General features: G+C 64.1%; 16 protein-coding genes. 6 read left to right on the top strand and 10 right to left on the bottom strand.

Translation table 11 applies throughout. The annotated features are described in order from the left end of the window. The first annotated feature begins 32 nt into the window (after window positions 1–32). The gene (locus tag ACWDUD_RS24280; RefSeq protein ID WP_372481606.1) at window positions 33–1,262 is read left to right on the top strand and encodes a bifunctional 3,4-dihydroxy-2-butanone-4-phosphate synthase/GTP cyclohydrolase II; all 1,230 of its coding nucleotides are present in this window, start codon (window positions 33–35) and stop codon (window positions 1,260–1,262) included. Between the two features lie 94 nt (window positions 1,263–1,356). Here ACWDUD_RS24280 and ACWDUD_RS24275 read toward each other — a convergent pair whose 3' ends face one another. Genes ACWDUD_RS24275 through ACWDUD_RS24260 form a run of 4 tightly spaced genes read right to left on the bottom strand, consistent with a single transcriptional unit; the run spans window position 1,357 to window position 5,228 of the window. Further along, window positions 1,357–2,097 (bottom strand): SDR family oxidoreductase, encoded by a 741-nt coding sequence (locus ACWDUD_RS24275; RefSeq protein ID WP_072815553.1) that lies wholly within the window; start codon window positions 2,095–2,097, stop codon window positions 1,357–1,359. Between the two features lie 22 nt (window positions 2,098–2,119). After that, complete coding sequence (locus ACWDUD_RS24270; protein WP_072815554.1) at window positions 2,120–2,875, bottom strand: SDR family NAD(P)-dependent oxidoreductase; 756 nt, start codon at window positions 2,873–2,875, stop codon at window positions 2,120–2,122. Further along, a complete protein-coding gene (locus ACWDUD_RS24265; protein ID WP_072815555.1) occupies window positions 2,872–4,008 on the bottom strand; it encodes an acyl-CoA dehydrogenase family protein in 1,137 nt (378 codons plus the stop codon). Before ACWDUD_RS24265 ends, ACWDUD_RS24270 begins: the two co-directional genes overlap by 4 nt. Further along, window positions 4,005–5,228 carry an acyl-CoA dehydrogenase family protein gene (locus ACWDUD_RS24260; protein WP_072815556.1) on the bottom strand — a complete coding sequence of 408 codons (1,224 nt, stop codon included), beginning with the start codon at window positions 5,226–5,228 and terminating at the stop codon, window positions 4,005–4,007. The genes ACWDUD_RS24265 and ACWDUD_RS24260 overlap by 4 nt, the downstream gene beginning before the upstream one ends. A gap of 165 nt (window positions 5,229–5,393) precedes the next feature. Between ACWDUD_RS24260 and ACWDUD_RS24255 the strand changes: the two genes are divergently transcribed. From ACWDUD_RS24255 to ACWDUD_RS24240, 4 genes are read left to right on the top strand one after another with little or no spacing between them, the layout of a single operon-like run. Beyond that, window positions 5,394–5,858, top strand: a complete 465-nt coding sequence (locus tag ACWDUD_RS24255; protein WP_072815557.1) for a MaoC family dehydratase — start codon at window positions 5,394–5,396, stop codon at window positions 5,856–5,858. A 49-nt stretch (window positions 5,859–5,907) separates the two neighbouring features. Continuing rightward, a complete protein-coding gene (locus tag ACWDUD_RS24250) occupies window positions 5,908–7,047 on the top strand; it encodes a beta-ketoacyl-[acyl-carrier-protein] synthase family protein (protein WP_072815558.1) in 1,140 nt (379 codons plus the stop codon). Window position 7,048: 1 nt separating this feature from the next. Then, window positions 7,049–8,233 (top strand): thiolase family protein, encoded by a 1,185-nt coding sequence (locus ACWDUD_RS24245; protein WP_072815559.1) that lies wholly within the window; start codon window positions 7,049–7,051, stop codon window positions 8,231–8,233. Next, window positions 8,230–8,712 carry a Zn-ribbon domain-containing OB-fold protein gene (locus ACWDUD_RS24240; protein WP_072815560.1) on the top strand — a complete coding sequence of 161 codons (483 nt, stop codon included), beginning with the start codon at window positions 8,230–8,232 and terminating at the stop codon, window positions 8,710–8,712. Before ACWDUD_RS24245 ends, ACWDUD_RS24240 begins: the two co-directional genes overlap by 4 nt. Window positions 8,713–8,776: 64 nt before the next feature. Here ACWDUD_RS24240 and ACWDUD_RS24235 read toward each other — a convergent pair whose 3' ends face one another. The 6 genes from ACWDUD_RS24235 to ACWDUD_RS24210 all read right to left on the bottom strand — a co-directional run bounded on the left by ACWDUD_RS24235 (window position 8,777) and on the right by ACWDUD_RS24210 (window position 15,204). Next, window positions 8,777–9,961: a thiolase family protein gene (locus tag ACWDUD_RS24235; RefSeq protein ID WP_072815561.1), complete on the bottom strand. Its 1,185-nt coding sequence runs from the start codon at window positions 9,959–9,961 to the stop codon at window positions 8,777–8,779. Window positions 9,962–10,641: 680 nt separating this feature from the next. Then, complete coding sequence (locus ACWDUD_RS24230; protein ID WP_450110940.1) at window positions 10,642–11,388, bottom strand: SDR family NAD(P)-dependent oxidoreductase; 747 nt, start codon at window positions 11,386–11,388, stop codon at window positions 10,642–10,644. Then, window positions 11,385–12,146, bottom strand: a complete 762-nt coding sequence (locus ACWDUD_RS24225; protein ID WP_072815564.1) for an SDR family NAD(P)-dependent oxidoreductase — start codon at window positions 12,144–12,146, stop codon at window positions 11,385–11,387. The genes ACWDUD_RS24230 and ACWDUD_RS24225 overlap by 4 nt, the downstream gene beginning before the upstream one ends. Then, on the bottom strand, window positions 12,143–12,481 hold the full coding sequence (locus ACWDUD_RS24220; RefSeq protein ID WP_072815565.1) for a hypothetical protein: 339 nt from the start codon (window positions 12,479–12,481) through the stop codon (window positions 12,143–12,145). The genes ACWDUD_RS24225 and ACWDUD_RS24220 overlap by 4 nt, the downstream gene beginning before the upstream one ends. A gap of 620 nt (window positions 12,482–13,101) precedes the next feature. Continuing rightward, entirely contained in the window at window positions 13,102–14,256 is a 1,155-nt protein-coding gene (locus ACWDUD_RS24215) for an acyl-CoA dehydrogenase family protein (RefSeq protein ID WP_072815566.1), read from the bottom strand. A 138-nt stretch (window positions 14,257–14,394) separates the two neighbouring features. Beyond that, window positions 14,395–15,204, bottom strand: a complete 810-nt coding sequence (locus tag ACWDUD_RS24210) for an enoyl-CoA hydratase/isomerase family protein (RefSeq protein ID WP_083583927.1) — start codon at window positions 15,202–15,204, stop codon at window positions 14,395–14,397. Window positions 15,205–15,409: 205 nt separating this feature from the next. Between ACWDUD_RS24210 and ACWDUD_RS24205 the strand changes: the two genes are divergently transcribed. Continuing rightward, on the top strand, window positions 15,410–16,930 hold the full coding sequence (locus ACWDUD_RS24205) for a class I adenylate-forming enzyme family protein (protein WP_450110939.1): 1,521 nt from the start codon (window positions 15,410–15,412) through the stop codon (window positions 16,928–16,930). Window positions 16,931–16,941: the final 11 nt, after the last annotated feature.

Here is a 16,941-nt window from a genome sequence, read left to right as displayed (position 1 = left end):
TTAGCAATATCCCTGTCCGAAAGGAGATCACTGTGACGATATCGACGATCGAGACGGCACTGGACGAACTTCGAGCTGGCCGGATGGTAGTTGTGGTGGACGACCCGGGCCGCGAGAACGAAGGTGATCTCATCGGTTGCGCGGCCACAATCACCGAGGACCAGGTCGCGTTCATGGTCCGTCACAGTACGGGCATCCTCTGCGCCCCGATGTCCGCAGCGCGCGCTGAGAGACTGAAGCTGCCTCAGATGGTCGGCGAGAACACCGATTCCCACTACACCGCATTCACCGTCACGGCCGACCACAACAACACTACGACCGGGGTGTCCGCAGCCGACCGGGCTCTTACTCTTCGAGCCCTCGCCGATCCCGATTGCCACGCGACAGACCTGCGTCGGCCGGGTCATGTATTCCCTCTCGTCGCCCGCGCCGGGGGCGTTCTCGAGCGCGCCGGACACACCGAGGCGGCGGTCGACCTGCTGACGCTGGCGGGATTGCCGACAATCGGAGTGATCGGTGAGATCGTCGAGGACTCCGGCGCGATGCGCGCAGGCCAATCGCTCGACGACTTCGTCGACGAGAACCAACTGGTCAAGATCACCATCGCCGATCTCATCGAGTACCGGCGTGCTCGGGAGTCGTCGGTCGTGGCGACGGGCAGTGCAGAGTTGCCGACAGAATTCGGGCCTTTTCGCGCCCACGCCTACCGTGCCACCGACGACGGAACGGAGCATCTCGCGCTGACCGTCGGAGACCTGGCCGCGTACAAGGACAACCCCGCTGGAGTGCTGGTGCGCGTGCACAGCGAGTGTCTCACCGGCGATCTCGCCGGGTCACTGCGCTGCGACTGCGGTGTCCAGTTCCGTGAATCGATGCGCCGCATCGCCGCGGAAGGGGTCGGAGTCCTGGTGTATCTGCGTGGACATGAGGGCCGTGGGATCGGGCTCGGCCACAAGCTCCGCGCATACACCCTACAGGAGAACGGCGCGGACACGGTCGAGGCCAACGAGGCGCTGGGGCTTCCTGTCGACAGCCGGGACTATCGCGTCGGAGCGGAGATCCTTGTCGATCTCGGTGTGCGCCGAATGCGCTTGATCACCAACAATCCCGACAAGTACACCGGGCTCGACGGCTTCGGCCTCGAGATCGCCGAACGGGTGCAGTTACCGGTGCACACCACACCGGAGAACGTCGCCTACCTTCGCACCAAACGCGACCGGATGGGGCATCTGCTCGATATTCCCCCGGCCGTCGGAACCTGACGACAGCCCCTGTCGCCCCGACACATCGGGGGCGGCGGCCTGGAACTCGTACAGTTCCGAGCCGCCGCCCCGATGCCGTTCCGACGTGGTGATACTACATCGACACACCACCGTCGACCGGCAGGACCACACCGGTAATGTAGCTCGCCTCGTCCGAGGCGAGGAACGCGACAGCCGCAGCCATCTCCGAGGGATCAGCGAACCGGCCCAGCGGAACCGTCGCAGTCATCTCCGCGAGGCGGTCAGCGGGGATCGCCGCCACCATCGCGGTCGCCGCGTTCGGAGAAATAGCGTTCGCTGTGATACCGAATCGTGCGGTCTCCTTGGCGACAGTCTTGGTGAAGGCGATGATGCCTCCCTTGGCGGCCGCATAGTTGGCCTGGCCGACATTGCCGTGCATACCGGTGTAGGACGTGACATTGACGATCCGACCGAAGCCGGCTTTGCGCATATGCGGCACCACCGCGCGCGTGACGTTGAAGGTTCCGCCCAGGTGAACGTCGAGTACAGCCTTCCACTGGTCGTCGGTCAGCTTCCACACCACCGAGTCCCGAGCGATGCCGGCATTGTTGACGACCACGTCCACCGAGCCCCAGGTATCGACGATGATGCCGACTCCTGACCCGACCGATGCCGGATCGGCCACGTCCATCGCAACCGGAAGCAGGGTCGCCGAGGGCGAGCCCCACGCCTTTTCCAGTTCGGCGGCGTCGCGATCGGCGACCGCGACGCGCGCCCCCGCAGCATGGAAGTACTCGGCGATTGCTTTGCCGATGCCCTGGGCCGCTCCGGTGATGAGCACCGTCCTACCCGAGAAGTCGCAGGTCAAGTTCATTCGAGGCTCCTTGCACAGTTGATCAGAAGATGGTGTAGCCGCCGTCGACGACGACTTCGTTGCCGGTGTGGAATGTCAGGGTCGGATCGGCAAGAAACGCTGCTACAGAGTGGAATTCGTCTGGGGTGGCCCAGCGTCGAACCGGAGTGCGCTTTGTGGTTGCCTCCACGAGGCGCTGGTTCTCTCGGAGGTGTTCGTTCATCGGGGTGGCTACCCATCCGGGGATGAGGATGTTGCAGCGGATCTTGTTGCGTGCGAACTCCACTGCGAGTGTGCGACCGATGGCGCTGGTTCCGGATTTGCTGGCGGCGTAGGCGGCCTGACCCGCACCCCCGTAGCGGGTGATAGTCGACGAGACGATGACCATCGCTCCGCCCTCGCCTCGTTCGACGAGATAGCGTCCCACTTCCCGGGTCGTCAGGAATGTCCCGTCGAGGTTGGTGCGAATCACCCGGTGCCAGTCGTCCAACGAGGTCTCGAGATAAGGCTTCTCGTCGGCGATCCCGGCGTTGGCCATCAGGATGTCGATCCGACCCATCTTCTTTACCGTGTCGGCGACCGCACGACGCACGTCATCTTCGCTGCCGATGTCACAGGCGATGGCTTCCGCGCGGACCCCGTGGGTGCGCAGGGTCTCGACGGCCGAGATGCTGCGTTCGACGTTGCGCGCCCAGATCACGATGTCGGCGCCGGCCCGGGCCAGTCCCTCGGCCAGGCCCAGGCCTATGCCACCGTTGCCGCCCGTCACGACGGCGACACGGCCGGTCAGGTCGGTCATCGGATGTCCTCCAAGGTCGGAAGGGGGAGATTGATCAGGCCGGCGAGGTGGATTCTGTGAATGTCCGGTCCACCGAACATCAGCATTGAACTCTTGGCGCGCTTGAGATAGAGGTGCGCGGGATGCTCCCAGGTGAATCCGATGCCGCCGTGCAGCTGCACGTACTCTTCCGCCGCACGCACGGCCACCTCGGAGCACCACGAGTGCGCAACGGCAGCAGCGACATCGAGATCGTCACTGCCGGCGGCGAGGCAGTCCGCGGCGTACCGCGCTGCGGCCCGCGCTTGGTTGATCTGGACCCACAGGTCGGCCAGGCGGTGTTTGAGAGCCTGATACGAACCGAGAATCCGGCCGAACTGGCGTCGCACGCCGAGGTACTCGACCGTGGCTGCGAGGCAATGTTCGGCAAGTCCGAGCTGTTCGGACGCCAGGAGCGCGGCGCCCGCCCGCAGCGCTGCCGCGGTCGCCGCGCCGGCAGGGCGGGAACTCTCCAGACGCTGAGCTGGTGCCGAGTCGAACTCGATGTCGACCAGTGGCCTGGTCTCATCGAGGGAGACCACCGGGGTACACCGCACGCCTGGAGCGGCCACCTCGACGAGGTAGGTGTCCTCGCCGACAGGCACGAGCAGTGTGTCCGCGGCGGAGGCGTCGGCGACGGTCGCCACGGTGCCGGTGAGGGTGGAGTCGGTGGCTGTGACGGTCGATTCCTGTACGCGGAACCACGGCGCGCCGGCCGAGACCGCCACTGCAGCGATCGTCTCGCCAGCGGCCATCTTCGTCAACAGGTCGGTGGCACCGATCTGCTGGGTGTAGACGGTCGCGACGACTGCGCTGCCCAGGTAGGGCACCGGCACGATGGACCGGCCCAGTTCCTCGAGCACCACGGCGGTTTCACGCCAGCTCGCTCCTGCGCCGCCGATGTCCTCGGGTAGCGCCAGTGCTGCGCCGCCGACGTCGACGGCGAGTGTGCGCCACAGGGCGCGGTCGAGGGAGCTTTCCGACTCGGTGAGAGCAAGAACTGAGGTCCAGTCGCAGCCCTTGTCCAGGACGTCTCGGACGGTTTCGCGAAGGAACTCTTCCTGCTCGGAGTACAGCAGGTCCGAGGCAAGACGCTCGGTGCTGGTAGTGGTCATCGGGGCAGCTCGTTCCATGCGGTGGTGGTATCGGTGCGGATTTCTGTGGGCAGCCCGAGGATTCGTTCGGCGATGATGTTGCGCATGATCTCCGAGGTGCCGCCCTCGATCGAATTGCCCTTGGTACGTAGGAATCGGTAGCCGGGCGGGCGACTGTGTTCCTCATCGAGGTTGGGGCGACGGAATGTCCAGTCGTCGAACCGTAGCCCGCGGTCGGCGAGGAGATCGAGCTCGAGACTCGAGACTCGCTGCGCGAGTTGAGAGTATGCGAGCTTGGACCCGGACCCTTCGGGCCCGGGAGTCCCGGTCACCGCCTGTTGCCGTAGTCGTTCGGTAGTCAGTCGCATGGTCTCGGCTTCGACCCACAGCTGCAGCACCCTGTCGAACGATCCGATCGTGCGGTGTGTCGTGTCCTGACGCCATAGGTCGGCGAGGAATCCGATCGGTCCTCCCTCCCGCGGCGCGGCGCCGGCACCGATGGCAACGCGTTCGTTCATCAGCGTCGACTGGGTAACTTTCCACCCTGCACCGACCTCGCCGAGCCTGTTTCGGTCCGGTACACGAACGTTGTCGAGGAAGACCTCGTTGAATTCCGCTTCGCCGGTGAGCTGACGCAGCGCACGGACGTCGACGCCCGGCGATCGCATATCGCAGACGAAATAGGTCAGACCGCGGTGTTTGGGCACCGTGGGATCGGTACGGGCGATGAGCAGTGCCCAACTCGCTTCGTGGGCGAGCGATGTCCAGACCTTCTGTCCGTTGACGACCCAATCAGCACCGTCGGGAACAGCCCTGGTTGCCAGTGATGCAAGGTCGGATCCCGCGGACGGTTCGCTGAAGAGCTGGCACCAGACTTCCTCGCCCGTCCACAGCGGTCGCAGCCACTGTCGCTGCTGCTCTGCGGTGCCGTGGGCGAGAATGGTCGGCGCTGCCATACCGAGCCCGATCACGTTTCGGTGGGGTGCGTTGTCCGGCGCACCCGCGGCCTCGAGTGCCTTGTCGACGATCGACTGAGCGGTGATGTCGAGACCGAGGCCGCCACAGCCAACCGGGTATTGCACCCACGCCAGGCCTGCATCGAATCTCGCGCGGAGGAAGTCTATCCGGGGCGTGGTGGCCGGATCGTGCGCGGACAGGAAGTCCGCTACATACGCAGCAAGACTCCCTTCGGTGACGGAATCGCCGGCGGAGACCGCGGCGTCGGTTGTGGTGTCAGTCATTCGGCTCGAATCCTTCTGTCAGCGATGTCGCCCTGACTGTCACACGGATCCATGGTGGTCGGATGTCGCGCTCTGACACACGTGCACTGTGGTGCAGACTGCGACATCCGGTCCGCTTCGTGCTCACTACCGTCGTCGAGCAAGACAACGATCGGAGACGAAGACATGACGACATCACCGGCGGTGTTCGCCACCCCGGGCGACCTGGTCAGCGCGGCGGGAATCACGCTGCCCGCCACAGAATGGATGGTCGTTGACCAACAGTGCATCGATACGTTCGCCGATGCCACAGGCGACCACCAGTGGATTCACGTCGATGCCGATCGAGCGGCAACCGGACCTTACGGCAGCACCATCGCGCACGGGTACCTGACCTTGTCGTTGGTCGGCCCACTGGTCGCCGACGCACTGTCGGTGCCCGGGGCTTCCTCGGTGGTCAACTACGGGCTCGAGAAGGTCCGATTCCCGGCGCCTGTCCCGGTGAACTCGCGGATCAGGTTGTCCTCCACCATCGCCTCCGCGAACAAGGTAACCGGTGGGGTCCAGGTCGCGATCGAGGCAGTGGTCGAACGCGAGGGCGCCCCGAAACCGGCATGTGTGGCGATCGTGGTCTATCGGTTCCTCGACTGATCCAGTTCGCAACCTCTCACTCATTCACTCTCGGAAGGATCGACAACCCATGACAGTGACCGGATCAGAGGGTGGGCGTGCGGCACCAGTAGCCGTTGTTGGCCTGGCCTCGACGCCGTTCCTCCCCGAACACGATGCCGTTCTCGACGAACTCGTCTACGACGTGGTGTCGCGAGCACTTGGCGAGGCAGCTTTGCGCAAGCAGGATATCGGCCTCTCCGTGACCGCGTCGATGGACATCTACGACGGTCGCAGCATCTCCGCGGGGATGACCAACTCCGCCTCCGGCGGATACCTGTCCGACTCGTACCGCCTCGAATCCGACTCGGGAACAGCGATTCTCTCCGCCGCTGAGGCGATCGCCTCCGGTGAGGTGGAAGTGGCTGTCGCCGTAGGCGTTTACAACCCGGAGACCGCGGCACACGGCACCGAACGTCGTGCCTTCGTCGAGCAGATCTCGAACCTGGCGTTCGACCCCCATTTCGCCCGTCCGGTGGGCCTGACCGCCGAGACGACATACGCGCTGCACACGGCGTGGGCACTCGAGAACAACCGCACCCTCGCCGAGTTGGCGGATCTGACTGCGGCGGAGATCAACAAGTCGGTCGGGCACGCCCGGTCGGCCCGCCAGGAGCAGGTCACCGGGGCCGCTGTCCTTGCTGCGCCGCGCGCGAACGGCGCCCTCACCGAGCTGATGCTGCCTGCCCACAGCGCCGGCGCCGTGGCCGTCGTCCTCGCTTCGCCTGCCCGGGCGGCGCGCCTGCCCGGACGCAACGCGCTGATCACTGGGTTTGGACGTGGGACCGGCAGCTACCTGAGCGGTACCCAGTGGCTGACCGACGTCGGTGCCTCCACCCGCCATGCAGCCCAGACGGCATATCGCACTGCGGGCGTCACCGCCGCCGCCGAGCAGATCGACCTCGTCGAGTTCACAGCGCCGACCGCCAGCATGTACCACCCGCTGCTCGAGGCACTGGGCCTGGATGGGTTGGCTGCCGACCGCGTCAACACCTGGGGATCTGCGGCCGGTGTGTATCCCGGCCTGGCCAACGGCGCCGCGCGGCTCGTGGACGCCGTCGACCGTCTCGGTGAAGCGGCCGGCGGTACGACCGCAGTGGTGCATTCGGTCGACACCGTCACCGGTGCTGTCGCACTCGACAGCACCGTCCTCGTCGTACAGGGAGTGTGAGATGGCTCGACACGCAGTGGTCGCCGGCGTCGGTATCACAGAGGCCACGTCCCCACGCAAACAACAGTTCTCGTACATCGAGCTGTGCCAGCAGGCGGCATGGCGGACGCTTGAGCATTCCGGTGCGACACCGCAGAGCATCGATGCCATCGTGGTCGGCAACATCGACGGGTTCGAGGGCACCGTGCTCGGCGGCAAGCACCGCTCGAAGTTCCTCGGTCTCGGTGCGAATATTCCGCTGACCGTCGTCAACACCGGAGGCACCACCGGCGGAAACCTGATGCAGGTTGCGGCGCGTATGGTCGCCGCCGGCACTCACGAGCGGGTCCTCGTCCTCGGCGGCCCGACGTTCTATGGTGTGCAGGATCTGCAGTCCGCGATCAACACCAACTCCCCCATGGTCGTCGAGCAGCCGCTGGGTATGGGTGGGTTTCACATGGGCGCGTTCGCCGCGAGCGCTTATCAGGCGCGGCACGAGATCAGCACCGCCGACCTCGCCGCCGTCGCGGTCGCCGACCACGAGAAGGCGTCGCGTAACCCGTACGCCCACCTGCGCTACACCCTGACGGTCGACGAGGTTGTCGGCGGTACGCCGCTGTCGTCTCCCCTCACCCAGCCGATGGTGTGCCCGGTATCGACGTCGGCCTGCGCCATGCTGGTGACCTCGGAGGAATCCGCGCGCTCGCTCAAGGCGACGCCTGCGGTGATCCGGGCGATGGGCACCTCGGGTGACCCGTACCTCGGCGGCGGCAAGGGCGACTTCGCCGTGATGGAGAACCTGGCGATGCTCGCGCGGCGGGTGTACGCGAAGGCCGGAATCCGCGATCCCTACCGCGAGTTCGACGTGGTCGAGGTGTTCGCTCCCTATGCGCACATGCAGCCGATGCAGCTCGAGGCCCTGCAGTTGTGCGCCGCTGGTAAGGGAATCGAGCTGATCAAGTCGCCGGAGAGCCGCCAGGGTGGAAGCCTGCCGATCAACCTGTCCGGTGGCCCCAAGTGCACCAATGCAGGCGTCGCGGGCGAGCTCGCGCCGTACGTGTACGTGGCCTGGCAGGTGATGGGCGACGCGCCGGAGGAGATCCGCGTCGACGGCGCCCGTACCGGGCTGGCCCACGGCACCGGAGGAACCTTCTTCCAATTCGAGAACCTGGCAGTATTCGAACGAACCGAGGAGCGCGCATCATGAGCGAGACCACCAGCACCATCGACCAGGCCGTGACGACGACTCCCGTGCATTGGGATCTTGACTACGACATTCACCTCGGGCAGACCTGGGGGCGGTTCATGCAAGGACTTCGGGAAAAGAAGATTCTCGCCAACACCGGAGCGAAGTCGACGAAGGTGTACGTCCCGCCGCAGGCGTACTGCGAGGACTCCTTCGAACGCAACGACGAGTGGGTTGAGCTCAGCGGTGAGGGCGACCTTGTCGTGTACACCGTGGTGTGGCAGGGATTCCGCGGCGGACCGAAGGCCCCGTATGCCATCGGAGGAATCCGACTCGACGGTGCCGACACCCTCCTGATGCACTACATCGTCGGTCTGGACTTCTCCGATCCCGCAGGCGTCCGGGCGCAGTTGCCGTCCGGTTCACGCGTGCGTGCGGTGTGGGCCGAGGAGCGCACCGGACAGATTCTCGACATCTCGCATTTCGAGCCGGCGGTCTGACCTGCCATCAACATGACTGTGGCCCCTCCTTCGGGAGGGGCCACAGTCATGTTCGGCAAAGGTGTCAGAGACGTTCGATGATGGTGGCGTTGGCCATGCCGCCGCCCTCGCACATCGTCTGCAGACCGTAGCGTCCGCCGTTGTTCTCGAGGTTGCCGATCATCGTGGTCAACAACCGGGTACCCGAGGCACCGAGGGCGTGGCCGAGCGAGATCGCACCGCCGCTCGGGTTGAGCTTCTTCGGATCGCTGCCGAGATCCTTCTCCCAGCAGAGCGGAACCGGCGCGAAGGCTTCGTTGACCTCGTAGGTGTCGATGTCGTCGATGCTCAGGCCGCTACGTTCGAGGACCTTGCGAGTGGCCGGGATGACTCCGGTGAGCATGTACAGCGGGTCGCTACCCATAACCGCGAAGGAATGGAAGCGAGCGCGCGGGGTCAGCCCGAGTTCGGCCGCCTTCGTCGCCGACATGATCAGGACCGCGGACGCGGCGTCTGTGAGCGGCGAGGAGTTGCCCGGTGTGATCGACCAGTTGATCTGCGGGAAGCGCTCGTCGAACTCCGGTCGTGCGAACGACGGCTTGAGACCTGCGAGTCCTTCGGCGGTGGTGCTCGCGCGCAGCGTCTCGTCGGTGTGGTGGATCGTACCGTCCGGAAGCGTGATCGGAATCAACTCGCGTTCGAATCGGCCGGCGAGCTGCGCCTCGTGGGCAAGGCGGTGCGAACGCGCGGCGTACTCGTCGAGGGTGGCGCGGTCGAGTCCCCACTTGGCCGCGATGAGCTCGGCGGACACACCCTGGTTGACCAGCCCGTCCGGGTACCGGTCGGACAGCGGCCCGACGGTGGGATCTTGTCCCTGTGAGCTTGCGCCCATCGGGATGCGGCTCATCGACTCGACGCCGCACGCGACGACGATGTCGTACGCGCCCGCGATGACACCCTGAGCGGCGAAGTGCGCGGCCTGTTGGCTGCTGCCGCACTGGCGGTCGACGGAGGTTCCCGGGACGGACTCGGGAAGCCCGGCGCGCAGCGATGCGGTGCGTGCGATGTTGAGGGCCTGCTCACCGGTCTGCGACACGCAGCCGGCGATCACGTCGTCGATCAGGGCGGGATCGAAGTCGTTGCGATCGAGCAAGGCAGTGAGGGTCTGCGAGAGCAGGTCGGCGGGATGCACGCTCGAGAGTGCCCCTCCTGCTTTTCCGCGTCCGGAACCGGTCCGGACGGCGTCGACGATGACAGCATCGATGGTCACGAGAAATCTCCTAGTTTTCTGTCTTCTGGATGGGTTGTTCAGGCGGCGCTCTTGCGCTATGCCGTGTTTCAAAAGTGGCGACTATCGGACATCGACCCGATGGGGGCGTGTGTCGGTGCTGCGAAACACAGTGAGGGACAACTAGTTGGGTGATTGATCTACGGCGCCGATATCGCCAACTCCTCGAGCCGCTCAGAGGACCGGCTGGTTTTCATCCCGAGTTCGATGAGGATGTCGGCAGCACTCGACCGCCGAAGGGTCCCCACGTCGTGCGCACTCGACCAGTTCTTGGTCATGGGGTTCACACGCTCCCGCTCCTGGTGTCAATAGGCACACTGATCAGCGGACCAAGCAACCTGCCCGAGTCGACGGCGTCGATCCGCGGACGATGAGCACCACACTCCGCCTGCACCTCCTCGACGTAGTCCATCAGCGCTCCTCTACAGGCGAATGACGCGAGCCAAGAGACTGAGCTATCGGCGCCGTCGATTCATACGACTGCGCAGGTATGAGAATGCCCATCCTGCCAATCAGGCCCCGCGTCAGCGCGCCCACCGCTCGAGTCTGGATCTCCAATGCCGCATCGACAACGGATAGCGCAATCACAGCCGGACAGCCGATCCACAGCGGAATCCTCATCTCCTCTGGAAATCCCATCTCTTTGAAACACGCCCTATTCGTCATGCGTGCCACAGGTTCGGGCCCGGCCGGGTCAACAGCAAGCGCGGGACTACCACGGTGCGCTCGAGTTCAGTCAGTGCAACGGTCTGGTCGGCGACGTCGCGGGCAGTGATCATCTCCGCCGGGGCGATCTTGTCGGCCAAGCCCGAGGTCATGTCGGTCGCGACGTAGCCCGGGCACACGGCTACACCGGAGACCCCGTGCGCGTACTCCTCGACGGTCAGCGTCTCGCACAACGAGATCAGGGCGGCCTTGGTCGCGCCGTACGCGGAGTTGAGAGGTTCGGCACTGACCCCGGTCATCGAGGCCATTGCGATCACCCGCGCCCCTTTCGAGGAGAGGCCGCCAGTGGTACGCAGCGTCGGAAGCAGTTGCTGGATCAGCTGGTACGCCGACCGAACGTTGACAGCGAAGAGTTTGTCGAGGCGCCGCAGAGGAAACTCAGCGAAAGGCCCAATCGCTCCCATCCCGGCGTTGAGGACAAGTGCATCGGCGCGCCCGAACGTGTCAACGTGCTCGCGAGCGAGGCGTTCGACCGCCGCCTCGTCCGACATGTCAGCCGCCACTGCGACGATGCGGCGTCCGGTGTCGGCGGCGAGGACATCGGCAAAGCCCTGCAACGACTCAGGCTGACGAGCACTGACGGTCAGATCCCAGCCTCGCTCGGCGAGGGTGCGAGCGATCAGGGCACCGATGCCTCGGCTCGCCCCGGTGACGAGGGCGGCCCGGATGCCGTCGGCGGTCATCGGGGCGCCATTCGGATCGCGCCGTCGAGGCGGATCGTCTCACCGTTGAGCATGGCATTTTCGACGATATGCCGAACCAGGCTCGCGTACTCGGCCGGTCGGCCCAGTCGTGACGGATGCGGAACCTGAGCTTCCAGCGATGCGCGGGCGGTGTCCGACAGGCCCTTCAGGATCGGCGTTTCGAACATGCCGGGGGCAATCGTCATGACGCGGATCAGCCTGTCCGCCAGATCTCGTGCGATCGGCAGGGTCATGCCGACGATGCCACCTTTGGACGCCGAGTAGGACGCTTGCCCGATCTGACCGTCGAAGGCGGCGACAGAGGCCGTAGTGACGATGACCCCACGCTCACCGTCGATCGGCTCGGTGGCCGCGATGGCAGAAGCGGCGAGACGAATGACGTTGAAGGTTCCGATGAGGTTGACCTCGACGACACGGCGGAAGCGCTCAATGTCGAGCGGGCCCTTGGAGCTCAATGTCCGCGCCGGATCTCCGATTCCGGCACAGTTGACGACGATCCGCAGATCACCCCACCCTGCGGCAATGTCAACAGCGGGCCCCACCTGATCGGCTTCACGAACGTCCGCCCCTATGAATCGAACCGCATCGCCCAGGCTGTGCAGACCGCGCAGATCCGCTGAGGGTAGGTCAAGTGCAACCACACGGGCGCCGGCGGCGACGAGCTCTGCTGTGGTGGCCAGGCCCAGGCCGGAGGCGCCGCCAGTAACGAGGGCAACGGTGTCGGCAGTGATGATCATCGGGCGGTGTCCATCCATTCGATGTGTGCAGCAACGGTTCCTGTATCCGGCTGGTACCAGCCCTTGAGCTGGGCGTAGTCGAGCATTGAGGCAAAGCTGGACTCCCATTCCGGCGACGGTGTTGCCTTCAGGGCAGCCCGAGCGGTGTCCCGCAAGGCGGTGACGTCCAGACGGACAGCCTCTGGCGTGGAGTCTGGGGCGGCGAGCTTCACGGACACCAGGGCGTCGACGATCGCAGTGGGCGACTGGCTGGTGTTCGCGATGATCGATAGGCGACGAAAGTCATCAGGTTCCTGAACTGTTGGTGGAACCGTGGGCTTCACCTCTATGTACATCTTGTCTCCCGGTTGTGAGCTGGTGCTTCAAGCCTCACACCGGGTGCAGGCCTGCGGTCGTCGCATTTCGATACGCAGTCATCAGTACTTGATGCGATCAGGGTTACTTCGCGACCCACCTATGTGTTGGGCGTCACCTTCGACACTTGTGGACTCGCGCTTTCGGGGCTTAGGAGTGCGCGGACACACGGCTCACTGGCCGCGCGTATCCCACGGAGTAACGGATGCGTCTTCTTCGCGCGATCAACGAAGCGCGACGCCTCCCAGGCCGGAAAGGGCGGTTCGGGTGGCCAGACAATCGTCCGCTACGGCAAGCGGATGCAAACCGCCGTCGCCGTTGGTGCAACGTTCACAACGTCACGGCGACGGCGTGAGCAGAACTGTTGCCGTCGGGACGTGCTCGTTCACGAGTCTCGGGAGGTGTCGGAAACGGCGGACTGTTGCTCCGCGTCACTCCTGACGCATCGCTGACCTTGCGCGTGCGGCCGACGCGTGCCTGGTTGACCGAGCCAGGGACGCGTGTTCGTATCAAAGCGACCTCGGGCAAGGAGTACCGGTTTGCGAAAGCCGCGTGCGGGCGGTGGCCGAACTGGTCCGATGAGGCGCGCCTCTTCCCACTGTCAATAGCTTCGAGGAAGACCCAGCATTCGACGTGAGATGTAGTTGAGGATCATCTCGTTGTTGAGCGGAGCGACCCGCAGAATTCGAATCATCGGGTAGAGGGTGATGATGTCGGTGTCCTCATCGAACCCGGACCCGCCGTGCGTCTGTATTGCCGCGTCGATCGCACGATACGACGCTTCCGAGGCGAGGTACTTCGCGATGTTGGCGTCGTCAGCGGCATCCTCTCCGCGGTCGAATCCCTCTGCGGCGCGGTAAGTCATCGCGCGGGCTGCGTCGAGATGCGCTTTCGCTGCAGCGAGTGGGTGTGAGACTGCTTGATACGACCCGATCGGCGAACCCCATGGGCTCCGTGCGCGCGCGTAGCCAACTGCTTTGTCCAGTGCGAGCCGGCCGAGTCCCAGTGTCCACGCAGCGATGACGACGCGTTCGGCATTCAAGGAGTCGAACATCGCGGCCAACCCGTGTCCGGCCTCTCCGATGAGTGAATCCGATGGCAGGGTGACGTTGTCGAACCACACGCTGAACTGGCGCTCCGGGGCCTTCCAATCGATATTCATCGGCTGCATCGTTACTCCTGGGGTGTCCCGTGGAAGCACGAAGACCGACATACCCTCGGTCTTGTTCGCGGGGTTCGGGGGAGCCGTCCGTGCAACGACCATGATGTGGCTGGCCTGGTCCGCACCGGAAATGAACACCTTCTGCCCGTTGAGGACATAACGCCCGTTCTCATCGTGGTGCGCGAAGGTACGCATCTCGAAACTGTTCGTTCCCGCGTCAGGTTCGGTGATCGCGAAACAGAATGTCTGTTCTGCCTCCAGTGTCGGGGTAACGTATCGCTCGATCTGTGCTGGCGTTCCGTGTCGAACAACTGCCTGCCTGGCGAACGACGTCAGCGAGAACAGCATGGGCGGAGTGCCCGCGTGGCTCATCTGTTCCATGATCGCGGCCGTGGCGACGAGCCCGCCTCCTGCCCCTCCGATTTCCTCGGGCACACCGAGCGCAAACAAACCTTGCTCGGCCATCGCCTTGTACATCTCGATCGGCGCCCGGTTCTCACGGGCACAATCCAGGTAATAGCGTCTGTCCCATCGTTTTGTGACCCCCTCGACTGCTTCGTGAACAGCCGCGAGCAACTCGTTCGATTCGTTCATGGTTTTACCTCTCATCGGTTTCGGCAGGAAAGGCCGAAGTCCCCGCCGAGTGCAAGGTTGCGTACCCTTGTGGCGTGCTCGTCCGAAACCTCTTTTCGGAAGGGGCCCGAGCGGGAAGGGTCGAAAACGTGGTCAACGTCAAAGGTCCCTGTACCGCGGGAGACGCTTTTCCGCAAAGGCTTTGGGCCCCTCAGTTGCGTCCGGCCCACGAAGTACTCGTTCGTTCAATGCGAACTCCAAAGCGAACCGCGGCTCGTTCGACAAACTGCGCACGGCAATCTCCTTCGCCGTCTGCACAGCAGACGGCGAGTTCTGCGCTATCCGTGTAGCGATCTCGCGCGCTCGCGCACGGACGTCGACTCCGACCGGCACCACTTCCGACACAAGACCGTGTCGGCCGGCCTCCGCGGCATCGATATGGTCACCTGTCAGAAGAAGCTTCATAGAAATCGCCCACGGAATCTGCTGCGGGAGGCGAACGTGGGTACCTGCACCCGGAACCAGTCCCCACCGGACCTCGGGAAGACCGAACGTTGCTGTCGCCGAAGACACGCGAATGTCCGTGCCTAGCAGTATTTCCAGCCCACCGGCGAGGCAGAGCCCGTTCACGGCCGCAACTATCGGCTTGTAGCAGTCCGAGAAGAACCGCTTCGTGGGGTCCGGGACCAAAATTGACAGCTCGCCTCTCGTCAGGCGTGGGATCAGTTCAGTGAGATCGCCGCCGGCACAGAACGCCTTCTCCCCCGCACCGGTCAACACGATCGAACGGACCGCACGATCGTCTACCGCAGCCGCTACCGCGTCAACGAGCCCTCGCAGCAGCCGCACATTGATGGCGTTGAGCGCGGTCGGCCGGTCGAGGATGATCGTCGCGACCTCTCCGACGACCGAGTAGCGAACATCCCCGTCAGTTGAGCGTGATTCGAGCGTGCGGCTGTCTTGCGCCACTGGACCTCCCTGATCGACGTTTCGGAAGATTACGAGAAAGCCGTGAAGGACTGGTGTCGCAAACCGCAACACCCTTCGCAGGTTCCGGTCATGTCGCGATTCGGGACAACATCGTGGACTCGTGCCGCCCTAGGGTCACCGATCATCGCGTCGACCCCTCCGGGTCACAGAGAACGCGCTGGGAAACCCCTTGGAGGAGATCTACGTGAACATCGTAACGTTGTTGCGTCGCGTCGCTGGGCGCGACTCCTCACGACTCGCACTCGCGCATGGTGATTCGACGATGACCTACGGTCAGCTCTACGAGAAGGCTGCACGTTTTGCGGCCTTTCTGGTGGACCACGACCTTCAGCCAGGTCAGCGCGTGGGTCTCTTCATGCACAATCAGCCTGAGTGGATCGTTTCCCTTCTCGGTATATGGCAAGCAGGTGGAGTGGCAGTCCCGTTCAACTATCTCTTCCATCCATCCGCATTACGTCACGCGGCACAAGATTCAGACATCCGATGGATGGTCACCACCGCAGGTGATGTCGATCGAGTGCACGAATCTGTACATGGAACCGTTGCAGCGGACCGCATCATCTCAGTCGGTGCGGCCACCGGCGCTCGGGTCGCGTTTTCCGAGGCATTGACTACGGTGGCGCCGCTCGACTACGTGGTTCCACGAATGGACGGTGACGACGCCCTCTTGATGTACACCAGCGGATCCACCGGTAAACCCAAGGGAGTCCGGCAGTCCCACAGGAACACTGCAGCGATCGCCGAAGCCGAGACCGACTGCTGGTCGCTCACCGAAGACGATCACGCACTCATCTCCACACCATTGTTTCATGTCGGCGGCCTCCAACTGCTGGCGGTACCACTTCTCGCAGCCGGCGGCACCATCACTCTGCGCCGATGGAATGTCCAAGAGTGGCTCCGTGATACTGTTCGCCTTCGTCCCACCGTGGTCGCGCTGGTACCAGCGATGATGTTCGACATCATCAATGCACTCGAGGACGAGCACCTTTTGCTCGACTCCATCCGCGTATGCGCAATCGGTGGATCAGCCCTGCCACAGACGAAGCTTGCAGAGCTGACGAACGCCACCGGCATTGTCCCAGTCAACATCTACGGCCAGACCGAGCAGAGCGGCGTCTCGATCCTTCAACCGCTCGGTGAGTCCAGGTGCGAAGGATCACTGGGTAAGCCTCTCTCGCAGGTGGTCGAGATACGCATCGTGGCCGACACCCAGAACCGAGAGGCAGCACCAGGTGAAGTCGGCGAACTGTGGGTTCGAGGAGACACCGTCAGCCCAGGGTACTGGTGTTTGCCGGCCGCCAACTCCGCTCGATTCACCGCCGACGGATGGCTGCGCACCAACGATCTGGTACGACGCGACACTGTAGGGAATCTCTACTTCGTCGACCGGGCGGACGACATGATCATCAGTGGCGGCGAGAATGTCTATCCTCAGATGGTTGAATGTCACCTGATCGAATGCCCGCACATCAGAGAGGTCGCGGTCATCGGCACGCCGCACGATCGATATGGGCAACAAGTGACGGCGGTGATAGTTCCTACCAGTCCATCGGTAACAGTCGACGAGGTCACCGCGTTCTGTGCACAGAATCCCAATTTGCAGGGCCTTCAGCGGCCTCGGCGCATCGAGATCGTCGAGGAACTACCCAGAACTGCCACCAACAAAGTCGATCGACCGAAACTGAAGGCGACTCTCACACAGTGACAACCGCACCC

The sequence above is a fragment of the Rhodococcus sp. NPDC003382 genome (assembly GCF_053589135.1).
Note: the sequence above shows the minus strand (reverse complement) of the source record. Positions and strands in the feature narration are given on the sequence as shown.